Genomic DNA, 23,669 nt, shown 5'->3' with positions numbered 1-23,669 from the left:
TTGATTTCTGGTGCGGAAATCCTATCTTTGAGTTGTGTATTAATATTTTAATTCAATAGTTATGAAAAAGTACATTGCAGAAATGATCGGGACGATGGTGCTCGTTCTAATGGGTTGCGGTAGCGCAGTTTTCGCAGGAAGTGTTGCAGGAACAGTGGGTGCCGGTGTCGGAACAATAGGTGTCGCGCTGGCTTTCGGCCTTTCGGTGGTGGCTATGGCTTATGCCATCGGCAGTGTTTCGGGATGCCACATTAATCCGGCTATTACTTTGGGAGTTTTTCTGTCGGGACGTATGAACGGGAAAGAAGCGGGTATGTACATGCTTTTCCAAGTCATTGGCGCCATTATCGGATCGGCTGTTTTGTTCGCGCTGATATCTACCGGAGCATACGACGGCCCCACTGCCACGGGAGCAAATGGTTTCGGAGACGGTGAAATGTTGCAGGCCTTTATCGCCGAAGCGGTGTTTACTTTTATCTTTGTATTAGTGGTCTTGGGAGCTACCTCTTCGAAGAACGGGGCAGGCTCTCTGGCGGGGCTTGCCATTGGTCTGAGTCTGGTGCTGATACACATCGTGTGTATTCCCATTACAGGCACTTCCGTAAATCCCGCCCGCAGCATCGGTCCGGCTTTATTCCAAGGGGGAGCCGCGCTATCGCAGTTGTGGCTGTTTATCGTAGCCCCGTTTGTCGGAGCCGCTTTCAGCGCTCTGGTATGGAATTATCTGGGTGGCAAGGAATAACCCCTTCGCGGTAGGTTTTTTATCAGTCCTGAAAAGGAAATGAGCAACAGACGGCTCAATCTTCACCTATGAAGTGCGGAGAGGGCCGTCTGAACTTATGTCCGGTCGGAAGAGAGATCGGCGTGCTCTGGAAGCAAGTCTCCGCCGGGATTTGTTTACATTATTCATAGGCCGAGAACGCCCGGCCGGAAGCTCCGGTTCATTTATTTTTTATCGCCCACGGTGTTTCAACCATTTCTATTCTGATAAACCGAAGCACTCTTCCCAGAAGAGCGCGTGCTTCATCCCGATAAGCCGAAGTGTTTCTTCGGGTGAGACAAGCGGTTGCTTTTCGATGAAACAAAGCCTTTGTCGGAATGAAATAAAGCTGCCGTTGAGGAGAAACAGAGCCTCTGCTTGCCTCCAGCGAACGTTTATGTCGCAGCGGGTTGACTGCCGTGTGAGAAGAGAAGCGGATGCCGACTGTTTGCATCGCCTCGGCAGGTGAGCTTATCGGTACTGGTGCAGACTTGGCAAAAAAACAGGACATCTCGTTTGCATGCACATGTGCAGCAGGAACGGAGATGAAAAATTTAGAGCAAAACAAGACGGTTGCTTGTAGCGGCAATCGGGCTTGCTCGTTCGTGGAACAGTAAAGTTTAGGGCGAAACAAGACGGTTGCTTAGAGCGACAGTGCCTTTTTCTGGCCTGATCCGGCTTTTATACGGAGCTTTTCAGTTTAATTATTATGAAGGCGGAAAGTTTACCTCGTAGGTCTTTTCGCCGTTGTAAATGGTATTGACGCGTATCTTCAGACCCTTTTTCCCTTTCATCTGATCTTTAATTTCATTGAGCTTGAAAGATACATATCCGTTGATTGCCTCGCCCGAAGTATCTCCGTGAGCGTTGTGGCGAAACTCCAGTTCGATGTAGTCTTTTATGGCACTGGATGTTATGTCTTTCTTCTTTTCATTGATTACCAGATTCAAAAGATGTTTTTTGTCCTTCCGGTATGTCCCGTAAAATTGATACTCGATCGTCAGATACTTCCGGTCTTTAGAGATCCACATGTAGGTTTGGTTGATTTTATCGTCGCCTATCTCCGCCTCATTCTCTTTGTTCAGCTTTTTTATATCTTTTGTTAAAATGTTTACAATCTTGAGTATCCGGATGTTGTAATCGTATCCTGCCGCTTTTTCATCCAGAAAGTTGCATGTGACAAAGGCGCGTTGCCCGTCCACAGGCTTATAATTTCCCAGATATCTGATGTCTGACGGGAATAGAGTCTGCCCGTTGTCCTGAGTTAGATAGAATCGATTTTTTTCCGCGTCGGATACATTGATTGTACAGATGAGGAGTTTCTCTCGACGGTTATCGTCGTCGCCTAAGCAAGACTGCAAGAATGGCGCAAGTCCTGACAAGGCAAGAATAAAGGTGATAATTTTCAGCTTTTTCATAATATGCTTTTTTAGTTTTAACGAGTGTCTGTTTCATTCATCCATTTCGTAAAGCAGAGAGCGCTTTCCGCAATTTTCGTTGAAGAATGCCGGACGGGATGCTGGCAGATTTTCGCTGCTCCGTACCAAAGAAATGTAGGTTTTGGACGAATACTGCATCTCCATTTTGTTAAAGAAACAAAAGCCGGAAAAAATTCCGTTCTCCGTGCAGTATTTTTATCTTTGTGGTATTTATAAGTCGAACACGTGCTTAACAGAATGGAAGAATTAGAGTTGTCGGATCAATGCAGACAGGGGAATAACCGTGCCCGCAAGGTATTATACGAGCAATATGCAGGACGCATGTTCAGCGTCTGCCTGCGTTATGCCGGCGACCGGGATACTGCTCAGGATCTTCTTCACGACGGTTTTCTGAAGATTTTTTCCTCTTTTGACAAGTTCTCATGGCGTGGAGAAGGCTCTCTGAGGGCATGGATGGAGCGCGTTTTTGTAAATACAGCCTTGCAATATCTTCGCAAAAACGATGCAATAAACCGGTCGGACTCGTTGGAAAGGCTGCCCGACGATTATGAAGAACCGGAGGAATCCGACGTGGACGTGATTCCCGAAACCGTGTTGATGCAATTTGTTCGCGAACTGCCTGCGGGATACCGCACAGTGTTCAACCTATATATTTTTGAAGAAAAATCACACAAGGAAATAGCGCAGATACTGGGAATTAATGAGAAATCTTCGGCTTCCCAACTCTTCAGGGCGAAGGGAGTGCTGGCGAAGAGAATAAAAGAATGGTTAACGATCAACCGATAGACAGAATAGTGATGAAAGAGACTGATTTATGGGTAAAGAAGCTGAAAGAGAAGCTCGAGAATCATTCCGAGCCGCTTCCTGCCTCCGGTTGGGAACAACTGGAAAAGGAACTCTTACCCTCTGCTGCCGGCAGGAAAATATACTTTTACCGTAAGCGGATGCTTGCTGTGGCTGCAGTTATCTTGCTGGCTGTCATATCTTCCGTGAGTTTGTACTTTCTGAGTATTCCGGATGCGGATGATATCCTCCGTGCTCCCGATCCGGGACTGACCTCGTTGCCGGTAGAAGTTCCCGGTACCGATCCGGTGGAAGGAAAGCATGTCACTGTCGGACCGGCTGTCCGTCCCGTCGCAATCGTCCCGAAAGACAGGATGGCGAAAGCCGGTGAAACGGGCATGGTGGTGGAGTCTGTTGTTCGTAAAGAGGAAGAGGCGGGCGAGAGAGAAAAAGAAAAGGGGGAAGAAACGCCTCCTGCGTCCGATCCCATCGAAAGAGAAAGCAGGCATGAACCTGAGGAAGGCGGAGAGATACGTACTCGCCCGCCGCGCCGGTCGCCTAAAGAGAAGCGGTATGTATCCTCGAAAAAGGGTTTGAAAGCCGGCGGCGGATGGGCTCTCGCACTTTCCGTGGGCAATTCTGCCGGAGCGTATGCCGGATCGGGGGATGGCCCCGTTTACATGACCCGTGTCAATACGGTGACCTTATCCGATGGCTTGATGGATGTGCCGGATGATAAGAAACTAGTTTTCGACGAGGGAGTTCCCTATTTTCGCCAGTCGAAAGAACTGACCGAGATCAAGCATCGCCAGCCTGTCTCTGTGGGAATATCCGTCCGCAAGAATCTGGGAAGCGGCTTTTCCGTCGAAACGGGGCTGAACTACACGTTCCTTTCGTCGGAAGCGAAACAAGCGGACACTGGACATAAATTGCAGCAGACACTGCATTATCTCGGCATACCCGTGCGTGCCAACTGGAATTTTCTCGACAAGGAACGCTTCACGCTCTATCTGTCGGGTGGAGGCATGGCAGAGAAATGTGTTTACGGGAAACTGGGAAGTGAAAAAGAGACGGTGAAACCGTTGCAGTTCTCCGTATCGGGTGCTGTGGGGGCTCAACTGAACGCCACGAAGCGGCTGGGCTTCTATGTAGAGCCCGGTGTCTCTTACTTCTTCGACGACGGTTCGGAAGTGCAAACCATCCGGAAGGAGAATCCGTTCAACTTTACCGTCCGGGCAGGCGTCCGGTTGACATATTAAGGGGGAGGAGATGACTGCGGCGTCGCGGCAGATATGCCGGAAGGTCCTCGTTAAGCGTCTTGCGGGGGAGGGTAGTGCCTGCAAAGATGTGTGATGACCTTATTGTTACTCTTTTTAGGTGTCGGGAACACATTAATCGAGGAAATCTTCAGAATATCGCAGCTTGAAGAAAGCTAACCAATTATTTTGTAGCTGACAAAAAGAGGGTGAATCGCTTATTACGACACCCCCCCCTTTTTTTGTGATGTGGCCGGTTCATGTTATAATGCCTCACGGTCGTTTTTGAGTACCGGCGGGAGTCGGTACTTTTGTTTTTACGTTAGAACCTTATCGGCTTTCTTTTTTCATGCTTCCTGCGAAGAAATTTGAATATCTCCATGACTAATAACATCGGAATAGCCAACAGCAGTATATATATCCACTCATTGAGATGGATGGGCTCTATGCGTAAGATGTTTTGCATCAGAGGGATCTGCATGCTTAATATATGAATGGCTTGTGCTGCGATCACTCCGAACACAAGGATAATATTCCTTTTTATTGGAACTCTGAAAGTCGATACTCTTTCGGACCGACAGTTGAACACATGGAAGTTCTGCATAAATACCATGAGCAACAATATCAGGTCGCGTGCATGAACTTCATCCATTTCTGTGTATTTGTTCAGATAAAACCACAATCCAAAGACGATTAGCCCCATGGTTGCCCCAGATACAATGGTTTGGCTGATCATCTGTGAGTTGAATATCTTCTCAGAAGGTTTGCGGGGAGGCCGTTTCATTGCATCCGGCTCACCGCCTTCGAAAGCGAGGGCCACATCTTGAATGCCGTTGGTTACCAAGTTTAGCCATAACAGTTGTACGGCAAGAAGCGGTAAAGGCAAACCGGCGAAAATTGATGCAAGAAAGAGAATGATCTCGGCTGCTCCCGTAGAAATCAGCAAGTATATTACTTTGCGTACATTATCATAAGCAAACCTTCCTTCTTCGACACCCGAAACGATAGATGAAAAGTTGTCGTCCAAAACAATCATTGAGCCTACTTCTTTAGCTACGTCAGTACCCGACCCCATTGCAACTCCGATATTCGCACGTTTGAGAGCAGGGGCATCATTCACACCGTCTCCTGTTACTGCTACGAATTCTCCTTCACGAATCAATACATCTACAATTTCAAGCTTTTGCGTCGGGGCCACTCTTGCAAAAACAGTGGTTGAAGATACTAAGTCTTCGAATGCAGGGCTGTCGGGCGCGCCTGACTCGGCCAACATTTGTCCTGTTATGACTTTAGTGTTTTCATCTGCTATACCTAATTGGCGCGCGATGGTTCCGGCGGTTTCAGGATGATCTCCGGTAATCATGATTACTTTTATACCGGCAGTCTTGCACTCTGCTATCGACTTTTTTGCTTCTGGCCTCAGCGGGTCGATAAAGCCTACCAGCCCGTAAAATACAAGAGGGGGAATATCTTTATTTTCATAAATTTCCTTCTTGACAAAGTCAAGACATTCGCCGCTGGCAAATGCCAATACCCTGTATCCGTCTTTTGCCAGTCTTTGGGCTTCTGCCGCTATTGCGGTTTTGTCTATTTCAGTAACTTGATTATTGATGGACATAGAGTCGCAGAAGCCGAGTATGGTTTCTACGGCTCCTTTGGCATCTATCTTTATGGAATCGTTAGCTTCATAGAATGATGCGGAGAATTTACGCTCCGACTCATAAGGAATCTGAGCGACAACTTTTTTTTCTTTTTTCCACTCTTCGGGATTCTTGCCTCCTTTGTAACATAAGCCGAGCAAAGCTACATCCATTGCATCTCCATGGTATTTCCATTTCCCGTTTTCTTCAGTGAGCGAACCTTCATTTGCGAAACAAGCTATATGAAGGAGCTTTGATATTTCGGTATTTTCGGATGAATTATTTACTCCCTTATCCGCTTCGTTGATTTTTCCTTTTCCATTATAGCCTTCTCCTGTGATATCATATTCACTTCTATCCGGTAGAATGATCACTTTGGCCGTTTGCTCGTTTACGGTAAGCGTGCCGGTTTTATCGCTTGCTATTACCGTACAGCTGCCCAGGCTTTCAACGGATGTCAGCTTGCGCACAATTACATTGCGTTTTGCCATTCGTTTGGTAGCTATTGATAGGGCTACCGTTAGGGCCACGGGCAGGCCTTCGGGTATTGCGGAAACTGCCAATGCTACCACGAAAAAGAATATTGCCGTTATATCCATTCCTTGTGAGCGGAGTATAATCGCTAATATGACGCTTAAGGCAATGATGAAGAAGCTGATTTGTTTTATGAATTTTTCCATGCGCTGCATCAATGGCGGTTTGGCAGACGCGGATTCGGCGACATTTTGCGAAATAATCCCTACTTGGGTGTCAATTCCTGTGCAGACTACTACGCCCATACCTCTCCCTTTCATCACTGTGGCTCCGGCAAAAGCCATATTGGTTCTTTCGGCAACACCGATATTTTCTTCCAATAGGCCTGTTTGCTTTTTGGCGGCTATAGATTCTCCCGTCAGAAAGCTTTCATCTATTTCCAGTCCCGATACTTCGAGCAATCGCATATCCGCCGGCACTTTTATTCCTGATTCAAGCCATACGATATCTCCGGGAACTAACTCTTCGGAGTCTACTTCCTTTTCAATGCCGTCTCTTTTTACCCTTGCCTTAATTTTCATTAACTGCTGCAGGCTGCTTGCGCTCTTTTCGGCATTGTATTCCTGAAATGTTCCCAATGCGCTGTTGATGAGAATAACCAAGAGGATAAAGACGGCATCTTTCTCTTCTCCTATGGTAATAGATGCTATTGCAGCCGCTACAAGAATGAATATTAAGGGGTTCAGCAATTGGTGGAGAATTATCTGCATGAGCGTGACCCTTTTGCTTTCGGGCAGTTTGTTTTGCCCGTAAAATGCCAGCCTTTTGCTTGCTTCTTCCTGAGTCAATCCACTATCGGAGGTTTTTAGTTCATTAAAGATTTTCGTTTTATCGAATGCTTGCCAATGCTCAGCAGATATTTTTTGTTGATGTTTCATGTGCATTTAGTGTTTATAGTTATTTAATAATATCTCCTTCCCCTTGATATCTATGAAGAATCTCTATTGGAATCCGTAGATGATGCGGTCATTTTTTCAGGTTGCAACCTGAACGTTTCTCTTTCTCAATGAATGAGTTTTATTGTGTTTCGGTTTGGATTGCCTGCCATCTATGCCTTTGTAACATTGCAGAGAGGTTGACGGTTCTGATGGGTGCTGCCATATTAAGAGATTTTAATAAGGCAGCATCCAAGAGAATTCGGTTAGCAACCGTCTGGAGTTTGGTTTGGGATGAGTGCCGTTGTATGTTTTTTCACTTCACGACCTCCGCCAGTTTCTCTGTCAAGCCGTCTCCATGCAGGCCGCGTGCGATGATAGTGCCTTCGCCGTCTATCAGTACGGTGTGCGGGATGCTGTTTACGGCATAGAGCTGTGCACCTTCGTTTTGCCAAAGTTTCAGGTCTGACATTTGCGGCCAAGTCATTTTCAGGCTCTTGATAGACTCTTTCCATGCTTCTGCATCCTGATCGAGCGATACGCCTACGATTTCGAAATTCTTGCCTTTGTATTTGGCATAGGCTTCCACGAGGTTAGGCATTTCGCGGCGGCAGGGTCCGCACCAGCTTGCCCAGAAATCTACCAGCACCACTTTACCTTTGCCTGCATAGTCCGACAGTTTAACGGCTTTCCCTTCGGGCGTTTTCATTTCGAAGTCGATAAACTTTGTGCCTACGGCTGTCCTCTTTTGTTTCTCGGTCATCTCCTTAATCTTGACGATTGCCTCGTCGCTTTGGAAGTTGGCGGGTATTTGTTGCAGCAAAGCGTCGTTCTCGTCGACCGAATTTTCGTAGAAAGTTCTTTTAAACAGATGTATTCCCACTGCATTGCCGATATTCTTTTTCACGGCTGCTTTGAGAGCGGCGCTGTATTCCGCTTCCAGTTGTTCCGCTTCTTTCAGTTTGGCCTCCCGTTGTTCGTCGGTCAGCAGTGTGTCGCCCAGCATATTGAATATTTGGTTTGTCTTTTTGCCGATTCCGTCGATCTTTTCTCTGATTTCCTGATAAGCGTCGTTAGACGGAGTACCGGTGGCGGAGTCGTTCTCTTTTCCCAATTCGACTTTGATTTTTCCGTTCTCGAGAAAGAAGTCCATCAACAAGGGTTGGTTCTTTACCTGGCAAGTGAGGTAACGGTTTACGGCGGAATCTTGCTGCCCTTTGAAAGTAAACGTGCCGTTTCGGATGATGGCGGTGTCGATTTTGACCAATTCACGCCCGTTCGCTTCCTGCAAGTACACGGTGTCGCCGTCGGCGGCGCCTTCTACGGAACCGGTTATCACATATCCGTTTTTGTTTTCGCCGGTACAGGCTGCGATGGTCAGAGCGGCAGCCGTGATGGCTAAGTAAGTTAGTTTTTTCATCTTTTGTTCGTTAATTGGTGAATAAATGTAGGTTACAAATATAGTATAATTTCTCATTCTGTTTGGCCGGATGCGTGTCATATTCCGCTTTTTACCGCTTCATGCTTCGGATTTGCTTTTTTGTGGCGGCGGGTATTCGCAATGATTCGACAATCTTTTGCAAGGTTTTATTGTAAGTCTGGTCGTCTAAAAAGCTCTTGTTTTGAAGCTGTTTCATCGTCTTTTCGGGGAACTTGACGAAGCAGACGGACAGCAGCCATGCCATTGCCATGCGGGCGTAGTAGCCTTCGTGCGCGAATCCGCCGGCGTAAGCGAGCAGTTGGTCGATGTGTTCCGGGTCGGTGAAATGAAACAGCATCACCACTCCGAACCGCACTTCAAACTCTTCGGACGAGCGCAGGTAAGGCTGTATGAATTGCCACATCGCTTCCGGTTCTTTCTTTACCGTGCGCTTCAGCTCCGAGCAAAAGGTGTCGCATACCGCCCAGTTGTCGATACGGGGAACAAAGCGGCGGATATACTCTTTCCGTTCGTTGAAGTCCATTTTCGCTTTTCCTATCACGAGTCCTTGCAGCATCGTTTCTTCGTAGTATCTCGTGTCGGGGCGGTCTGCAAACATTCTCCAGTCTGTCAGTCGGGCTAACTCCTGAGCCAGCTTCCTCAACTGCGGAATGCGTACGCCCACAATGTTTGCTGTGCCCGGTAGCAGCCCCGCTTGAAATTTCCGGTACTCTTCGTCTGCCAATGCTTCCAGCCGTTTGCGAATTTCTGTTAGTGTCATGATTTTGGGCGATTTTAAAATGATGTGTATGAATAAATTCCGGTTGCGGCAAAGATAAATAAACTCCGTCTCTGCTCCAAGCACTTTGGCGGATTATTGGGAGAGAACCTTTTGTTCGCCTGTTGTTCGGGGTGCGGCGCGGGTCGGGAAAGAGGCGGGGAGGGTACGGGCAGAACTATTGTCGGGGTGAACGGGATTTCTGTCGGGAATGGGTGGCAATCCCGTTCGAATGAGGCGAAGACTTCGTTTGATTTGAGCCGAAGCTCTTTCGAGTAAAACGGAATTTCTGTCGGAGAATGGGTGGCAATCCCGTTCGAATGAGGCGAATGTTACGTTTGATTTGAGCCGAAGCACTTTCGAGTAGAATGGAATTTCTGTCGGAGAATGGGTGGCAATCCCGTTCGAATGAGGCGAAGACTTCGTTTGATTTGAGCCGAAGCACTTTCGAGTAGAATGGAATTTCTGTCGGAGAATGGGTGGCAATCCCGTTCGAATGAGGCGAATGTTACGTTTGATTTGAGCCGAAGCTTTTTCGAGTAAAACGGGATTTCTGTCGGAGAATGAACGGCAACTTCTTTCGAATGAGACAGATGCTTCGTCCAGTTTGAACGGAAGCTCTGTCCGGGCAAAACGGAACTTCTGTCGGATCGAAACAGAGCTTTTGTCGGGAGCGAATGGAGCCACTGTTTATAGCACCGGGCAGAACCTCCGGCGGAGAGGATGCTTTTCATAAACGGGAAGTCGGCATTTTCTTCATCCTCCACTTATGTTCTGTTGAAGGTTGCTCCCGGAGCACTCTTTCTGTTTGGTAAAGAACGATGTTGGGCGATGTGACCGATAAAATGAGGCAGGTCAGGCGGAAGACAGACTCAAAGGTAACCGGTGAACAGCTTGAAAAGAACGTTTGAAACGGTCTTTTACCATTCCTGTCGACTGATAATGCTTCAACTCCCGACATAAATAAAAAATCCCCTTCGGCTTGGCCGGAGAGGATTTATGCTTTTTTCAAAGCCCTTGTCAGCAGCTTGCCGGAATTTATTCGGCGGCAGCTTCTGTTGCAGGCGCTTCTTCTGCGGGTGCTTCTGCTGCTTCTTCGGCAGGTGCTTCGGCAGCAGCTTTCTCTGCTTCTTCAGCGGCTTTCTTTTCGGCGAGAGCTTTCGCTTTTGCTTCGTTCACTTTCTTTTCTGCTTCCAAACGTGCTTTAGCCTCTGCTTTCTTGGCTTCTTCTTGCTTTGCTTTCAGCGCGGCCAGACCCGATTGCTTGTTGTTTTTCCAAGCCTCGAACTTAGCTTCTGCTTCTGCTTCTCCGAATGCGCCTTTAGCTACACCGCCCAACAAGTGCTTCTTCATGTATACACCTTCGCGGGAAAGGATGTTGCGTACCGTGTCTGTCGGCTGTGCGCCTTTCAGTACCCATCCCAGTGCAGAGTCGAAATTCAAATCTACCGTAGCAGGATCGGTATTCGGGTTGTATGTACCGATCTTCTCAATAAATTTACCATCACGTGGTGCTCTGCTGTCTGCAATTACAATTGAATAAAACGCGTAACCTTTACGTCCGTGTCTCTGCAATCTGATTTTAGTTGCCATTTTAAATAAATGTTTTTTTATTAATGATTTGAATTATATGCTACTATCTCGTAATAGCGGCTGCAAAGATACGCTTTTTCTTTTGAACGGCAAGCGTTTCCGCGTCATTTTTCTTTCAGGAATATTTTCTCGGATATCGCAGCAGAATGGCCCCCAGCGCAAAAATCCCCATTGTGAACGGGTAGTAAAGGTTGCCGATGATGTGCAGCGGAGAGATGTTTGCCAGTCCGGCGGCAATCAACATCTGCGCTCCGTAGGGGATGATGCCCTGTATCAGACACGAGAACGTATCGAGTATGCTGGCCGTTTTTCTTCTGTCGAGATGGAACCTGCGGGCAATGTCTTTCGCTATCGGGCCGGTTGTGATAATGGCGATGGTGTTGTTTGCAGTGCACAGATTGGCGATACCGACCAGCGCGGCAATGCTCAACTCGGCTCCCCGCTTCCCGTTTACACGTCGTGTCAGCCGTTCGATGATAAAGTCTATCCCCCCGTTGTAGCGGATGGTTTCGAGCATTCCTCCCGCCAGCAGGGTGATGATGATGAGCTCGCCCATCCCGGTGATGCCTTCTCCCATCGCGCCGAACCATCCGAAGAGGTCGAGACTGCCGGTGGATATGCCGATGATGCCGCTCATGATGGCTCCCACGAGAAGTACGATCATCACGTTTACCCCTGCGATTGCCGTGCCCAGAACGGTGATATACGGAATCACTTTGACCCATTCTATCGTTTGCGTATGCGCCGGAGCGGTGACAGACAGCCCCTGAAAGACGTATATCGCCAGTACGATAAGAGCCGCCGGGACTACAATCATGGAGTTTACGCGAAACTTGTCGCGCATCACGCACTCCTGCGTTTTCGTCGAAGCAATCGTAGTGTCGGATATGAACGACAGGTTGTCGCCGAAAAACGAGCCGCCGACGACAATCGCTACCATAAACGCAAGATCGATGCCGGTCTTTTCCGCCAGTCCTGCGGCAACGGGCGTCAGGGCGACTATTGTTCCCACGCTGGTTCCGATAGACAGGGAGATGAAGCATGCGGCGATAAATATGCCCGCCAGCAACAGATTGTCCGGGAGAAAGTGCAATGTCAGATTCACTGTGGCGTCGATAGCTCCCATCTGCTTGGCGCTCTGCGCGAAAGCCCCGGCAAGGATGAAAATCCAGATCATCAGCATGATATTCTTGTTCGAAGCTCCCACCGAGAACTGATAGATTCGCTGCTCCGGCTTCAATCCCCGTGTGATGACGATGGCATAACACGACGAAATCAGGAAGGCCACAGTGATGGGAACTTTGTAAAAGTCGTTGATGATAAGCGAAGTTACCAGATACAAGCAAAGAAATACGAGCAACGGACTCAGCGCCCACCAGTTTCCGGCGCGACTGTTTTTTCTTGTTTCATTAGTCATAAGGAATAAGATTGTTTTTATTTAAAGACACAAAGTTAATAAAGAGATAGGTAAGTAGTGTTGTAAATTAATTTAAATATTTCAATTGATAATTGATGTTTAAGTAATTTTGTTACCTCATTAAAGGTTATATAAGTGAATTTTATAGTTTATGAGCAACTTTATTTTTTTCATGAGAGATGTGGTCGGTGAGCTTCAAGATTCCGGCAATCTGGGTACAGCCCATGTTTATCGCAGCAGCCTGAATGCTGTTCTTGGTTTTCATGGAGATGATTTGCTACGTTTTGTGGATATCACTCCGGAATGGCTTAAAGGTTTCGAAGTTTATCTTCGTGCCCGCGGTTGCAGTTGGAACACCGTATCCACCTATCTGCGCACGTTGCGTGCCGTCTACAACCGTGCGGTGGACCGTGGCAAGGCTGAGCACGTGCCCCGCCTGTTCCGTTCGGTCTACACCGGTACCCGCGCCGACCGCCGCAAGGCCCTCGACGGCGACGAGATGCGCAAAGTGCTCGGCAGCCTTCCCCGGGAAAGTTCCGTACCCCCGCCGTTGAAGCGCGCGCAAGAGCTTTTCGCGCTCATGTTCCTGCTTCGCGGCTTGCCGTTTGTCGATTTGGCCTATCTGCGCAAAAGCGATTTGCGGGGTAATGTTATCACCTACCGCCGCCGCAAGACCGGTCGCTCCCTGTCGGTCACGCTCACTCCCGAAGCCATGCTGCTGCTGAAAAAGCACAAAGACTGCAACCCCCACAGCCCCTACCTTTTTCCGATTCTTCGGAGCCGGGAAGGCAGTCGCGAGGCATATCGCGAGTATCAGCTGGCATTGCGCAGCTTCAACTACCGTCTGGCATTATTGGGTAAGCGTCTCGGCCTTGCCGACCGGCTTAGTTCGTACACCGCCCGCCACACATGGGCCACCACGGCTTACTATTGCGAGATACACCCCGGCATCATTTCCGAAGCCATGGGGCATTCTTCCATTACGGTGACGGAAACTTATTTGAAACCTTTCAGAAACAAGAAAATTGATGAAGCCAACAGAAGGGTAGTCGATTTTGTAAAACGTTCAGGATATGGATTAGTAGTCTGATTTTTTGTCTGTTACTTTGTAGGTAACGGGAAAATATTGGGTGCAAATATGAGTATTTTTCTTTCAAAAAACAAATAAAATTCTTTTTTTTCAGATTAACGATAAAAAAAAGAACAGAACAAGTAAATCAATGTGACTTTTTATTTTAGGTACCCATTAATTTTCTTTATTCTTTGAGAAAGGGTCCCCTCCCCTCTGCCGCCGTCCGGAAGCAGGGGTAAAATAGTTGTCGACTTTCTTAAGAGTTTTTCCATAATAGATGCTTTAATACGGTTCGGGCAAAGGTTTCCCGTTACCTACAAAGTAACGGACTTGGAATCTAAATATGACCTGGAATCTAAATATGATTGAACCAATTCATAAACACAATGAGAAAATTAGCATTTTACTGATTATAAAACAAAATTGATACATTAAAATAAAACACTCGATTCTCTTATAAGTGAGAAAAACTATTTTATCTATTCACTAATTTTTAAAAACACGTTAAAATGAGAAACACAACACTGAAACTGCTGGGGGCAGTTTACATCTGCTGTTGGGTCATGTCTTGTTCCGACAAAAAAGATTCAGGCGGCGGTACAGCCTTTAACCCCAATCAGGACATTGTTATTGAAGATTTTTATCCCGACTCGGGAGGAATTGCGACCCCTATGATTATTGAGGGGAAAAACTTCGGTGCGGACACAACCGGACTGAGTGTGTATTTTGTTGACGAAGACCAAGTAAGGCGTAAAGGCGGTCTGGTTTCGTCTAACGGTGAGAAACTTTATGTGTATGTCCCTTCCGGACTTACTTACAAGCGTAACATTGATTTAGTTGTAGAACGGAAGATGCCCGGAAAAGAAGAAGTATATTCGGGCAAGTCTTCCCATCCTTTTATTTACAAGACTCAAACTTCGGTGACTACTGTGATAGGGCAGGTGTCTACGAATCCTCAGCCAACTAAAGCCGCGGATTTAAATACAACGACTTTGTCGGCTCCGGGATTTATCTGCTTGGACGATGAAGACAACATCTTTATTGTCGAGCGTACGTTCGACTCGGGTAGCGCGGAAAAAGGCGGTGATATTTATTGTAAGAAAACCGATGGAAACAATTCAAGCGGTAATGTTTTGAAGGCTTCGTTGACGAGAAAGGATGTAGTTCTCCTTTCCGAGAATCAGATAGAACGCCCCAATGCTCCGGCCTTTTCCGATGAGAAAGGATTGGAGACGGTATATGTGCCGGCAGATTTGGGGATGCATTATCTGGCTATGGCCAAAGCATTGGATTATCAACCCCGTAAATTGCTTGCGCTGAAGAATGAGCAATATCCGGAGATCGATACGAGAAACTGGAAGTATAGCTTTGTGGTGAATAAGAATGACAAGCAACTTTATACTGTGATGTATAACGGTCAGTTGGTGCGTATCAACCCGAAAACAAGACGTACGGAAGTGCTGTTGAAAAGTATCGGAGTGCATGGGGGAGGAGACACATACATAAGCTTTAGTCCGATTGAAACAAACAAGCTTTTTATCTGCCTGGCTGATAAGCACGAGATTTGGACTGTGGATATCGACCAGTTGGAAGGTAAAGACATTAACGAATACCACGGCGAACCCTATGCCGGAAAAGCATGCTGGGAAGGAATCGTTGCCGGTAAAGGTTGGGAAGACGGATTGCTCAAGAATGCAAAATTCAAATACCCTCGTCAGATCTGCTTTACGAAAGACGGGAAACTGTATATCGCCGACTCCGGCAATTGTTGCATACGTACTATCGATACAACGCTTCCGCAGGATAAAGCGACTGTGACTACAGCCATCGGTATACCCGGTTCCAAAGGCCATCAGGATGGAGGTCCGGATATCGCAAAATTCAATTTCCCTTTTGGAGTAGCGGTCAGCCAAGATGGACAGACTGTATACGTGGCAGATACGTATAACAGAGTAATTCGTAAATTATCCATTGAGTAATCTTTAAAGTATGAGAAACTATATATTATTTATATTATGCATGTTGGTCTTATCGCCGCTAGATGCATATAGCCAGGATAAGAAACAATTTACAGTATCGGGTATTGTTGTAGATGATTCGGGCGAACCGTTTCCCGGTGCTACTGTTTATGTGAAAAACATGCCCGGAAAAGGAACTGTTTCCGATTTAGACGGTAAATTTAAAATCAGAGTAGACGCTAATGCGGTTTTGGTGGTACAATCGGTTGGTATGAAATCGGTGGAAACTCTTATCAATAAAGATATGCCTAAACTGAAAATTGTGTTGACCGAGGACTCAGAAAGTCTTGAAGAAGTAGTTATCACCGGTTTGAGTTCACAGAAGAAAGTTTCAGTGGTAGGAGCCATCTCTTCACTGGATGTCAGTCAGATTAAGACTCCCGCCACTTCACTGAGCAACATGATCGGTGGTCGGTTGGCAGGTGTTATCACCATGCAGACTTCGGGTGAGCCGGGAAAGAATCTTTCGAACTTCTGGATTCGCGGTATCAGTACCTTTGGTGCCGGAGGCGGTGCTTTGGTGCTTATCGACGGACTGGAAGGAAATCTTAACGATATCGACCCGGATGATGTGGAATCATTCAGTATCTTGAAAGACGCTTCGGCTACAGCCGTTTACGGTGTACGCGGAGCGAACGGTGTTGTGCTTGTAACTACCAAGCGCGGTGGAAAAGACAAGTTGAACATTACCGGTCGCGCTACTGTGAAAATGTCTCACATCAAACGCTTGCCTGAGTATTTGGGTGCTTACGACTATGCATTGCTTGCCAACGAAGCGCGTGCCATGTCCGGACAAGAAGACCTCTATACTACCTTGCAACTCGACTTGATAAGATCCGGTTTGGATAAGGATTTGTATCCGGATGTGAATTGGACCGATGAAATCATGAAGCGTAACTCCTGGCAACAAAACTATTACGTCAGTGCCCGTGGCGGTGGAGATATCGCTACTTATTTCCTTTCTCTGGGATATCAGGACGAAGGGGCCGCTTATCGTCAGGAAGAAAATATTTTTGATGAGCCGCTGGCTTATCGGAGATTGACTTATCGTGCCAATATCGATATGAATCTGACCAAAAATACAAAACTTTATTTCGGTGTCGATGGGCATATTTCAAATTACACTACTCCCGGTGGACAAAGCACGCAAGATGTGTGGAACGCCGTTCGTTTGCTTAACCCGTTAATGTTTCCGGTTGTTTATTCCGATGGAACAATGCCTACATACGGTAGGGATGACTTGATCTCTCCTTATGTAATGTTGAACCATACGGGATACCGGTCTCAAGATAATAACCGGAACGTGCTTACGCTTAAATTGTCGCAACAATTCACCGGCGCACTCAAAGGATTGACTTTGTCGGCACAGGCCATGACTGAGCATGTGGGGAATTTTAACGAACGTCGGTTCATCAGCCCGAACTTGTATCGTGCTTCGGGACGTACTTCTCAGGGTACTTTGATTAAAACTTTGCGTCACAAACAGCAGGATATGGCTTACTTCTCGAATACTGTTACTTACCGGAAGTATTATATGGAGTCTAAAGCAGATTATAACCGTTCTTTCGGCAACCATAATGTGGGCGCGCTTCTTTTTTATTACATGGAGGATGCTCAAGGTTCCAATTGGGGTACCGACGTATTGGGAATTAACGCAATACCTCAACGTCGTCAGAACTTGTCCGGACGTCTTTCTTACGGATACAATAACTGCTATTTTATCGACGGAAACTTTGGTTATACCGGTTCTGCCCAATTTAAAAAAGGAGATCGTTTCGGTTTCTTCCCCTCAATTGCTGTGGGTTGGGTGCCTACGGCTTACAAGTGGGTGAACAAAAACATGCCATGGTTGAGCTTCTTTAAAATACGCGCTTCTTACGGATTGGCAGGTAACGACCAAATCGGTGGCGGAAGATTCCCTTATTTGACTTTGATAGACCATCACGCTCCGGTATATTGGGGATATGTAGGTCGCGGAATCAGAGAAAAACAAACCGGAGCCGATAATTTGACATGGGAAGTTGCCAAAAAAGCGAATCTGGGTATCGATACGAAATTTTTCAAAGATAAGCTTTCTGTGACGGTAGACTTCTTCCGCGACGAACGCGATCATATCTTCCAGGATAGAGTTACTTTGCCTCGCTATGTAGGTATGGTTACTTTCCCGAAATCCAATGTGGGACGTATGCACAGTTACGGTTCGGACGGTAATATTTCATATTTCCATGAGATAAATAAGAAAATGAATTTTACGTTACGCGCCAACTACACGTTCTCACAGAATATTGTAGATTATTTTGAGGAAAACAAACTTCCTTATGACTATTTGAGTGTAACCAACAAACCTTATGGTTTGATACGAGGTTACATTGCAGAAGGGTTGTTCAAGAGCAAAGAAGAAATCAATACAAGTCCTGATCAGCAAAGCTCGTTCGGACGTGTCCGTCCGGGTGACATCAAGTATCGCGATGTAAACGGCGATGGCAGAATTACTGCCGATGATAAGGTGCCTTTGTCTTATGGCAATCAAGTTCCCCGTGTGATGTATGGATTTGGCGTGGATTTCAACTATAAGGATCTGACCGTAGCTGTTTTGTTCAAAGGAGCTGCGAAAGTTGAGTATTACCGTTCCGGTTTTGGAGGTAATGATGCCGGTTGGATTCCGTTCTACAACGGAGAGTTGGGTAATGTCATCAAATTGGCCAATAACCCCAAAAACCGCTGGACGCCGGCATGGTATTCGGGAACAACGGATACTGAGAATCCGAACGCAGAATTCCCGCGTTTATCTTATGGAGGCAATGCCAATAACTCTCAATTGTCTACTTTCTGGAAACGCAACGGATCTTATCTTCGTTTCCAAGAGTTGAGTCTTCGTTATAAATTGCATGCTAAGCCTTGGATCAAGAAGATGGGGCTTTCTGGAATCGATTTAGAGTTTGTTACCAATAATATATTTACGATAGATAAAGTGAAGTATTTCGACCCGGAACAGGCTTCTTACAATGGGGCTGCTTATCCGATTCCCACTACGTATACATTCCAGGTTTATCTCAAATTTTAATACAGATATTTATATATGAAAAAGAAGATATTGACATATATTACCGGGGTAGCGATATTCGGCTCAATGCTGCTGACTTCGTGTAATTTTTTAGATGTAGATCGCTACTTTGAGGCTACATTCAAAGAAGACTCTATTTTTCACAGCCAGGCCAATGCCGAAGGTTATTTGTGGAATACGCCCTCAGCGTTTCCCGATCCGGGAAAGATTTGGGGAAGTTCTTGGAATCCCGGGCAAACAGCATCGGACGAGATTACCGTAAAATGGCAGACCTCGGAGTTTTGGGGAGCGCAATTCTCTGTGGGAAATATTAATGAGAATTATATTCCCAACTGGGGATTGTGGGATGATATGTATCGGGTTATCGCTCGTTGCAATAAGATGTTGGTCAATGTGGAGAATGTGCAAGATATGACCGACGGAGACAAACGGGAATACAAAGCTTATGTGCATTTCATTCGAGGATATGCTTATTATCACCTGCTGATGAACTGGGGCCCTTGTCTCATTGTGGGTGATGAGATTATTACTACCGATAAACCTGCCGAATACTATGATAGGGAACGTAGTACTTACGATGAATCGATCGATTATATATGTAATGAGTTTGCACTGTCGTTGAAAGGAATGCTGGGTCCTCAACAACAATCGTTGAACTTTTTCGAGCGCCCCACCAAAGGAGCGGCTTTGGCACTGATTGCGCGTTTGCGTTTGTTCCAGGCATCACCTACGTTTAATGGAGGAGCTTCTGCCAAAAGATGTTTCGGCAATTGGTTGAGAGAAAGCGATCAAGTGTATTATGTGAATCAGGAGTACGATCCCAAGCGCTGGGCGGTTGCGGCAGCGGCAGCCAAGCAGGTTATCGATATGGGCTATTATGAATTGCATACGGTAGAAAAAGACAAAACAAATCCGTATCCTTTACACCCGAGTGTGCCTACAGGAACTTTTCCCGATGGTGCCGGAAATATTGATCCGTTCCATTCTTATGCCGATATGTTTACGGGCGAAAGTATGCCTAAGGTAAACAAAGAGTTTATTTGGGCGGTAGAATCGTCAGGTAATGTAAGAGGATACACGCGTCATTCATTCCCTGTAAAGTATCAGGGATGGGGCGGTATGTCTGTTCCGCAAAGAGTAGTCGATTGCTTCCTTATGAATGACGGTAAGACGGTAAATGAGTCTGAAGAATATGTTTCCGATTTGACGCAAGTGACTCCGACTACGAAAGTATTGGGAACTTATCAATTGATGGCTGGAGTCCCGAAGATGTACGAAAACCGTTCGGCGCGTTTTTATGCTTCTATCGGTTTCCCGGGACGTTATTGGGAGATGAATACCGCCAGTGCGGATAAGGCTTTTATTAACAAACAGTTCTGGTATTCGAATGATGATCAGGAAGCGGGTAAGGCCGGCGCCGGAAACAACCCGAACGATTATTGTATTACGGGATATGTGCCGGTAAAATATATTCATCCGGACGATTCTTATGCAAAGGTGAACGGTACCACGGTGATGGTGAAGCCATTCGCTATCATCCGCTATGCTGAAGTCCTTTTGGAGTACATTGAGGCCATGAACAACATCCAAGGCAGTGAGACCGTTGAGGTGCATGACATTACAGGTGAGCTGAAACCTGTGACAGTGACCAGAGATATTGCTGAAATGAACAGATATTTCAGTCAAATTCGTTATCGCGTAGGTCTGCCCACGGTCAGCGAAGCTGTTCTTGCCGACAGGGACGCTTTCGAGAAAGTTATCCGTAACGAACGTCAAGTGGAACTTTTCAATGAAGGATACCGATACTTCGATACACGTCGTTGGGGTACTTTCCTTGACGATTCACAGTCGGAAAACTGGAAAGGACTTGATGTAAACAGAGACCGTACCGACCAGAATGGAAATATAGGTTTTTGGAATCTCGTACAAATTAACGAACAAAATATTCGCGACCGTGTGTCTAAACCCAGGATGGTGTTCCTGCCTCTGCATCACAATGAGTTGATTAAAGTGCCTCGCATGGCGCAAAATCCGGGATGGGAAAGATAATTTATTTTAATATTGTAAGACATGAAATATAAATATTCTATATTATTATGCACAGTATGTGCTGTTTTAGGTGCCTGCAACAGCTACGATTTTGATCAGGAACAATATCGTAAGGAAATTAACTTGCTTCAAAATACAGAAGGAGTGTTTGACAGGCAAGTGGTGGATATGGCGGATGAAACGAGTGAAAAAGGCGCAATCATCAATATTGTAGCCGGTTTGAGCGGATCTCGGCCTTCCAACCAAGCATATTCCGTTTCTCTTATAAATTCCGATTCTTTATTTAATGCTTATAATAAATCGAATTTTGATATCGAAACTGAACGTTATGCACGAAGACTGCCTGCTGAATGCTATGAAGAGCCGGAGTTGAGGCAAGATATTCCTGCCGGTAAATCTCAGGTGTTATTTCCTTTCCGTTTGAAAAACCTGAGCAAACTATCACCGGACAGTGTTTATATGCTGAATTATGAGATTGACAAAAATACGGAGACTCCGTATAATCCGAAAAAGCGTCATGTGTTGCTTCGTATTCACTGGAAGAACGATTATGCGTCGACCGCAAGGCAGATGGCATACAGTTATAATAGTGCTAAAGTGATTACCCCTGCCACTACCCCGACCGGAACCGCTACATTGAGAAGACCGACAAACTCGTTGACAGCATTTCCGTTGACGAAAAACTCGGTTCGTTTCCTTGCAGGAGATGAGGAGTACGGCGATTATAAGAAGGCTTTACGGCAAATCAACCAGAAGAGTATTATTATCGAAGTGGGAGAACAGCTTCCGGAAAATCCTTTGGCAAGATATATTACTATCAAACCTTATAAGGAAGAAGAAATGGAGGTAAAAATGATGACTCCGCTGGGTGAATATGACAATACTTTCCTGTTGAATGAAATGCAGGTGTTAGGAGGAGGAAATTCTAAATTCTATAAAGAATTCCGTGTACATTATAAATATCGTTTGCTTAAAGTAAAACAAAACGACGGTTCTTTTGCTCCCGGTCCGATGAAAACAGTGCAAGCTAAATTGCGCTATGAGTTTAACCCCCGGGCAGATCAACTATAGAGAACTTTTAATATTTGAAATGTTATGAAAAAGAATATATTTATTATAACACTGATAGGCCTGATTGGAATAGCCGGCGGATTCTTCTCATGTTCGCCGGATTATGAGACCGATTTTCATGTGTCGAGTTTGGTAGTGTCTCATAAAAATCAGGGGCTTATTTTACTACCCCTTGAAGGAGGCAATAAAGAAATACCTGTTCAAACAAATATTCCTTTGGACAAATGGACGGCAACGTCTAACGCTCCCTGGTGTGAGGTGTCTAAAGCGGAAGGCTTAGTCACAGTCAATGCAGGTGAAAACAACAATTACAAAGAAAGAAAAGCGTTGGTAACAATTGCTTATGGACATCAGAAATATGATATTCAAGTGAGACAATTCGGAAAAGAGTCGACTTTGGAGATCATAGAAAATGAGAACTTTAAAATGGTCAAGAATATAATGACCACTACTGTGGAACCGACAGCCGAAACATTGGAGATACCTTTGCGCACGAATCTGGTTGTAGACCATGTGCTTATTCCGGATACTTGTAATTGGGTGCATTACACTCCGTCCGGTAGAGGAGAATCCGACAATTCGGAAATCGTTTATCTGACATTGAATCTTGATCAGAACACTGAACTGGAAGAGCGTTATTGCATGCTTATTCTCCAATCTTCCTTAAATTACAATGTAACTAAGGAATTGCTTATCAAGCAAGATAAGAGAGGATTTATCGTGGTGCCTATTGAAGGAAAAACAGAATTTGAAGTAGAGGATGCCGGTGATATTGTCCGTGTTCCATTCGGCAGAAATGGAGGAGATGACTCATATACCGTAACTGTTGCGGAAGACGCTCAAGAATGGATTCAAATTCGTCCTAAAACAAGGGGGATATCAAATGATGAATTGGTGCTCATTGTTCAACCGAATGAAGTGGAAGAACCACGTACCGGAAAAGTAACGATTAAGAGTAACAACGAAGAAGAAGAGAGTTCTTTTGTCGTGACTATTAATCAGAAGGCATTTGTTCCTGTTCCTCCCAACAATGTAGTTAATCTGATGGCAATACCGGGTGAAGGATTTATTAAGCTTTCGTGGGATAAACCTGAAAAAGCGAATTATTCGAAAGTGGTAATTACTTATTTGGATACACCGAGAAGAAAGAATATAAGAAAAGAACTGACAGACAAGAATGTAACAGTATGTAAATTTGATTCTACTTTTGCTTTTGCAGGTGAGTATGAATTTACTGTGAAAACATACGGTCCTACAGGGTTGGAGACTGCCTCTCCGTTGACGGTGAAAAGTCGTTCGCTTCCATGGAGTGAGAAAAAAGAAATCACACTTACGCAAACCATGATTACGGCCAATGCGACACAGACTAATGATGGTGGTGGTATACCTGCTTTGGTAGACAGGAAGGTAAATACTTACTATCACTCTTTCTGGGGTCCTACTTCTCCGGGCAAGAAGCCGCATTATTTGCAATTCAATTTCTCCCAACCGATTTATAAGAAGTTTACGATAGAGTATGTCGGACGTCATAATGGTGATGGTGGAGGAGATATCAAACGTACGGATATATTGGTGAGCGACACCGGCGGTGACAACGACAGCGAATGGCACAAAATCGGCGAAATTACCTATACGCTTCCGTCCGGAAGAGGACAGCCGGGTACGGCCAACGGGTATGTGACAGCAGACAAAAATTATAATTATGTTCGCTTCTTGCCTACGGCTCGTCGTTCTAAAGATCCGCTGAACGGACCTGATCCATCCACTTGGACCGGAAAAGAATGGTGGAATATGGCCGAAATCTATATATACGAGATACATGATGAAGCTTGGATTATAGACAAACTATAGCAAAGGCTGATATGAATTTACAATGCCGCTTTATATATAAGCAGCTTCT

At 45.7% G+C, this 23,669-nt stretch carries 16 protein-coding genes; 9 read left to right on the top strand and 7 right to left on the bottom strand.

The features are described from left to right. The first annotated feature begins 61 nt into the window (after nucleotides 1-61). A complete protein-coding gene (locus GGR07_RS10605; RefSeq protein ID WP_021646240.1) occupies nucleotides 62-742 on the top strand; it encodes an MIP family channel protein in 681 nt (226 codons plus the stop codon). A gap of 725 nt (nucleotides 743-1,467) precedes the next feature. Here GGR07_RS10605 and GGR07_RS10600 read toward each other — a convergent pair. Next, entirely contained in the window at nucleotides 1,468-2,178 is a 711-nt protein-coding gene (locus GGR07_RS10600) for a NigD1/NigD2 family lipoprotein (RefSeq protein ID WP_021646237.1), read from the bottom strand. 258 nt (nucleotides 2,179-2,436) lie between these two features. On the opposite strand from GGR07_RS10600, the gene GGR07_RS10595 reads away from it, so the two are divergent. After that, a complete protein-coding gene (locus GGR07_RS10595; protein WP_021646234.1) occupies nucleotides 2,437-2,985 on the top strand; it encodes an RNA polymerase sigma factor in 549 nt (182 codons plus the stop codon). Nucleotides 2,986-2,996: 11 nt separating this feature from the next. Further along, complete coding sequence (locus tag GGR07_RS10590; protein ID WP_034543625.1) at nucleotides 2,997-4,241, top strand: outer membrane beta-barrel protein; 1,245 nt, start codon at nucleotides 2,997-2,999, stop codon at nucleotides 4,239-4,241. Between the two features lie 319 nt (nucleotides 4,242-4,560). On the opposite strand, the gene GGR07_RS10585 is transcribed toward GGR07_RS10590, so the two are convergent. The 6 genes from GGR07_RS10585 to GGR07_RS10560 all read right to left on the bottom strand — a co-directional run bounded on the left by GGR07_RS10585 (nucleotide 4,561) and on the right by GGR07_RS10560 (nucleotide 12,495). Continuing rightward, nucleotides 4,561-7,290 (bottom strand): cation-translocating P-type ATPase, encoded by a 2,730-nt coding sequence (locus GGR07_RS10585; RefSeq protein ID WP_034543624.1) that lies wholly within the window; start codon nucleotides 7,288-7,290, stop codon nucleotides 4,561-4,563. 313 nt (nucleotides 7,291-7,603) lie between these two features. After that, complete coding sequence (locus GGR07_RS10580) at nucleotides 7,604-8,707, bottom strand: TlpA disulfide reductase family protein (RefSeq protein ID WP_034543623.1); 1,104 nt, start codon at nucleotides 8,705-8,707, stop codon at nucleotides 7,604-7,606. 91 nt (nucleotides 8,708-8,798) lie between these two features. Continuing rightward, nucleotides 8,799-9,488, bottom strand: a complete 690-nt coding sequence (locus GGR07_RS10575; RefSeq protein ID WP_122056614.1) for a DNA alkylation repair protein — start codon at nucleotides 9,486-9,488, stop codon at nucleotides 8,799-8,801. Between the two features lie 93 nt (nucleotides 9,489-9,581). Continuing rightward, nucleotides 9,582-10,172 carry a hypothetical protein gene (locus GGR07_RS10570; protein WP_147298155.1) on the bottom strand — a complete coding sequence of 197 codons (591 nt, stop codon included), beginning with the start codon at nucleotides 10,170-10,172 and terminating at the stop codon, nucleotides 9,582-9,584. A gap of 351 nt (nucleotides 10,173-10,523) precedes the next feature. Then, nucleotides 10,524-11,078, bottom strand: a complete 555-nt coding sequence (locus GGR07_RS10565) for a 30S ribosomal protein S16 (protein WP_021644760.1) — start codon at nucleotides 11,076-11,078, stop codon at nucleotides 10,524-10,526. Between the two features lie 115 nt (nucleotides 11,079-11,193). Further along, nucleotides 11,194-12,495, bottom strand: a complete 1,302-nt coding sequence (locus tag GGR07_RS10560; protein ID WP_122056613.1) for a Na+/H+ antiporter NhaC family protein — start codon at nucleotides 12,493-12,495, stop codon at nucleotides 11,194-11,196. Nucleotides 12,496-12,646: 151 nt separating this feature from the next. Between GGR07_RS10560 and GGR07_RS10555 the strand changes: the two genes are divergently transcribed. From GGR07_RS10555 to GGR07_RS10530, 6 genes are all read left to right on the top strand, one after another. Then, the gene (locus tag GGR07_RS10555; RefSeq protein WP_021644762.1) at nucleotides 12,647-13,585 is read left to right on the top strand and encodes a tyrosine-type recombinase/integrase; all 939 of its coding nucleotides are present in this window, start codon (nucleotides 12,647-12,649) and stop codon (nucleotides 13,583-13,585) included. 491 nt (nucleotides 13,586-14,076) lie between these two features. Continuing rightward, nucleotides 14,077-15,546, top strand: a complete 1,470-nt coding sequence (locus tag GGR07_RS10550) for an NHL repeat protein (protein WP_021644763.1) — start codon at nucleotides 14,077-14,079, stop codon at nucleotides 15,544-15,546. A 10-nt stretch (nucleotides 15,547-15,556) separates the two neighbouring features. Further along, nucleotides 15,557-18,649 carry a SusC/RagA family TonB-linked outer membrane protein gene (locus GGR07_RS10545; protein ID WP_034543870.1) on the top strand — a complete coding sequence of 1,031 codons (3,093 nt, stop codon included), beginning with the start codon at nucleotides 15,557-15,559 and terminating at the stop codon, nucleotides 18,647-18,649. 15 nt (nucleotides 18,650-18,664) lie between these two features. Continuing rightward, nucleotides 18,665-20,698: a RagB/SusD family nutrient uptake outer membrane protein gene (locus GGR07_RS10540; RefSeq protein ID WP_021644765.1), complete on the top strand. Its 2,034-nt coding sequence runs from the start codon at nucleotides 18,665-18,667 to the stop codon at nucleotides 20,696-20,698. A 21-nt stretch (nucleotides 20,699-20,719) separates the two neighbouring features. Beyond that, nucleotides 20,720-21,769, top strand: coding sequence for a BT_3044 domain-containing protein (locus GGR07_RS10535; RefSeq protein ID WP_021644766.1), 1,050 nt, complete (start codon nucleotides 20,720-20,722; stop codon nucleotides 21,767-21,769). Nucleotides 21,770-21,793: 24 nt separating this feature from the next. Continuing rightward, nucleotides 21,794-23,620, top strand: coding sequence for a BACON domain-containing protein (locus GGR07_RS10530; RefSeq protein ID WP_021644767.1), 1,827 nt, complete (start codon nucleotides 21,794-21,796; stop codon nucleotides 23,618-23,620). Nucleotides 23,621-23,669 lie beyond the last annotated feature (49 nt).

Origin of the sequence: Bacteroides pyogenes (genome assembly GCF_014196225.1) — a bacterium.
Taxonomy (GTDB): Bacteria; Bacteroidota; Bacteroidia; order Bacteroidales; family Bacteroidaceae; genus Bacteroides; species Bacteroides pyogenes_A.
This window is presented reverse-complemented; position numbering and strand designations above follow the sequence as displayed.

What these genes read in the sequence shown, in the direction of transcription:
- GGR07_RS10565 (WP_021644760.1), bottom strand. Translation starts at nt 11,078, where the DNA reads ATGGCAACTAAAATCAGATTGCAGAGACACGGACGTAAAGGTTACGCG.
- GGR07_RS10585 (WP_034543624.1), bottom strand. Translation starts at nt 7,290, where the DNA reads ATGAAACATCAACAAAAAATATCTGCTGAGCATTGGCAAGCATTCGAT.
- GGR07_RS10590 (WP_034543625.1), top strand. Translation starts at nt 2,997, where the DNA reads ATGAAAGAGACTGATTTATGGGTAAAGAAGCTGAAAGAGAAGCTCGAG.
- GGR07_RS10530 (WP_021644767.1), top strand. Translation starts at nt 21,794, where the DNA reads ATGAAAAAGAATATATTTATTATAACACTGATAGGCCTGATTGGAATA.
- GGR07_RS10595 (WP_021646234.1), top strand. Translation starts at nt 2,437, where the DNA reads ATGGAAGAATTAGAGTTGTCGGATCAATGCAGACAGGGGAATAACCGT.
- GGR07_RS10580 (WP_034543623.1), bottom strand. Translation starts at nt 8,707, where the DNA reads ATGAAAAAACTAACTTACTTAGCCATCACGGCTGCCGCTCTGACCATC.
- GGR07_RS10545 (WP_034543870.1), top strand. Translation starts at nt 15,557, where the DNA reads ATGAGAAACTATATATTATTTATATTATGCATGTTGGTCTTATCGCCG.
- GGR07_RS10600 (WP_021646237.1), bottom strand. Translation starts at nt 2,178, where the DNA reads ATGAAAAAGCTGAAAATTATCACCTTTATTCTTGCCTTGTCAGGACTT.
- GGR07_RS10605 (WP_021646240.1), top strand. Translation starts at nt 62, where the DNA reads ATGAAAAAGTACATTGCAGAAATGATCGGGACGATGGTGCTCGTTCTA.
- GGR07_RS10560 (WP_122056613.1), bottom strand. Translation starts at nt 12,495, where the DNA reads ATGACTAATGAAACAAGAAAAAACAGTCGCGCCGGAAACTGGTGGGCG.
- GGR07_RS10555 (WP_021644762.1), top strand. Translation starts at nt 12,647, where the DNA reads ATGAGCAACTTTATTTTTTTCATGAGAGATGTGGTCGGTGAGCTTCAA.
- GGR07_RS10575 (WP_122056614.1), bottom strand. Translation starts at nt 9,488, where the DNA reads ATGACACTAACAGAAATTCGCAAACGGCTGGAAGCATTGGCAGACGAA.
- GGR07_RS10540 (WP_021644765.1), top strand. Translation starts at nt 18,665, where the DNA reads ATGAAAAAGAAGATATTGACATATATTACCGGGGTAGCGATATTCGGC.
- GGR07_RS10535 (WP_021644766.1), top strand. Translation starts at nt 20,720, where the DNA reads ATGAAATATAAATATTCTATATTATTATGCACAGTATGTGCTGTTTTA.
- GGR07_RS10550 (WP_021644763.1), top strand. Translation starts at nt 14,077, where the DNA reads ATGAGAAACACAACACTGAAACTGCTGGGGGCAGTTTACATCTGCTGT.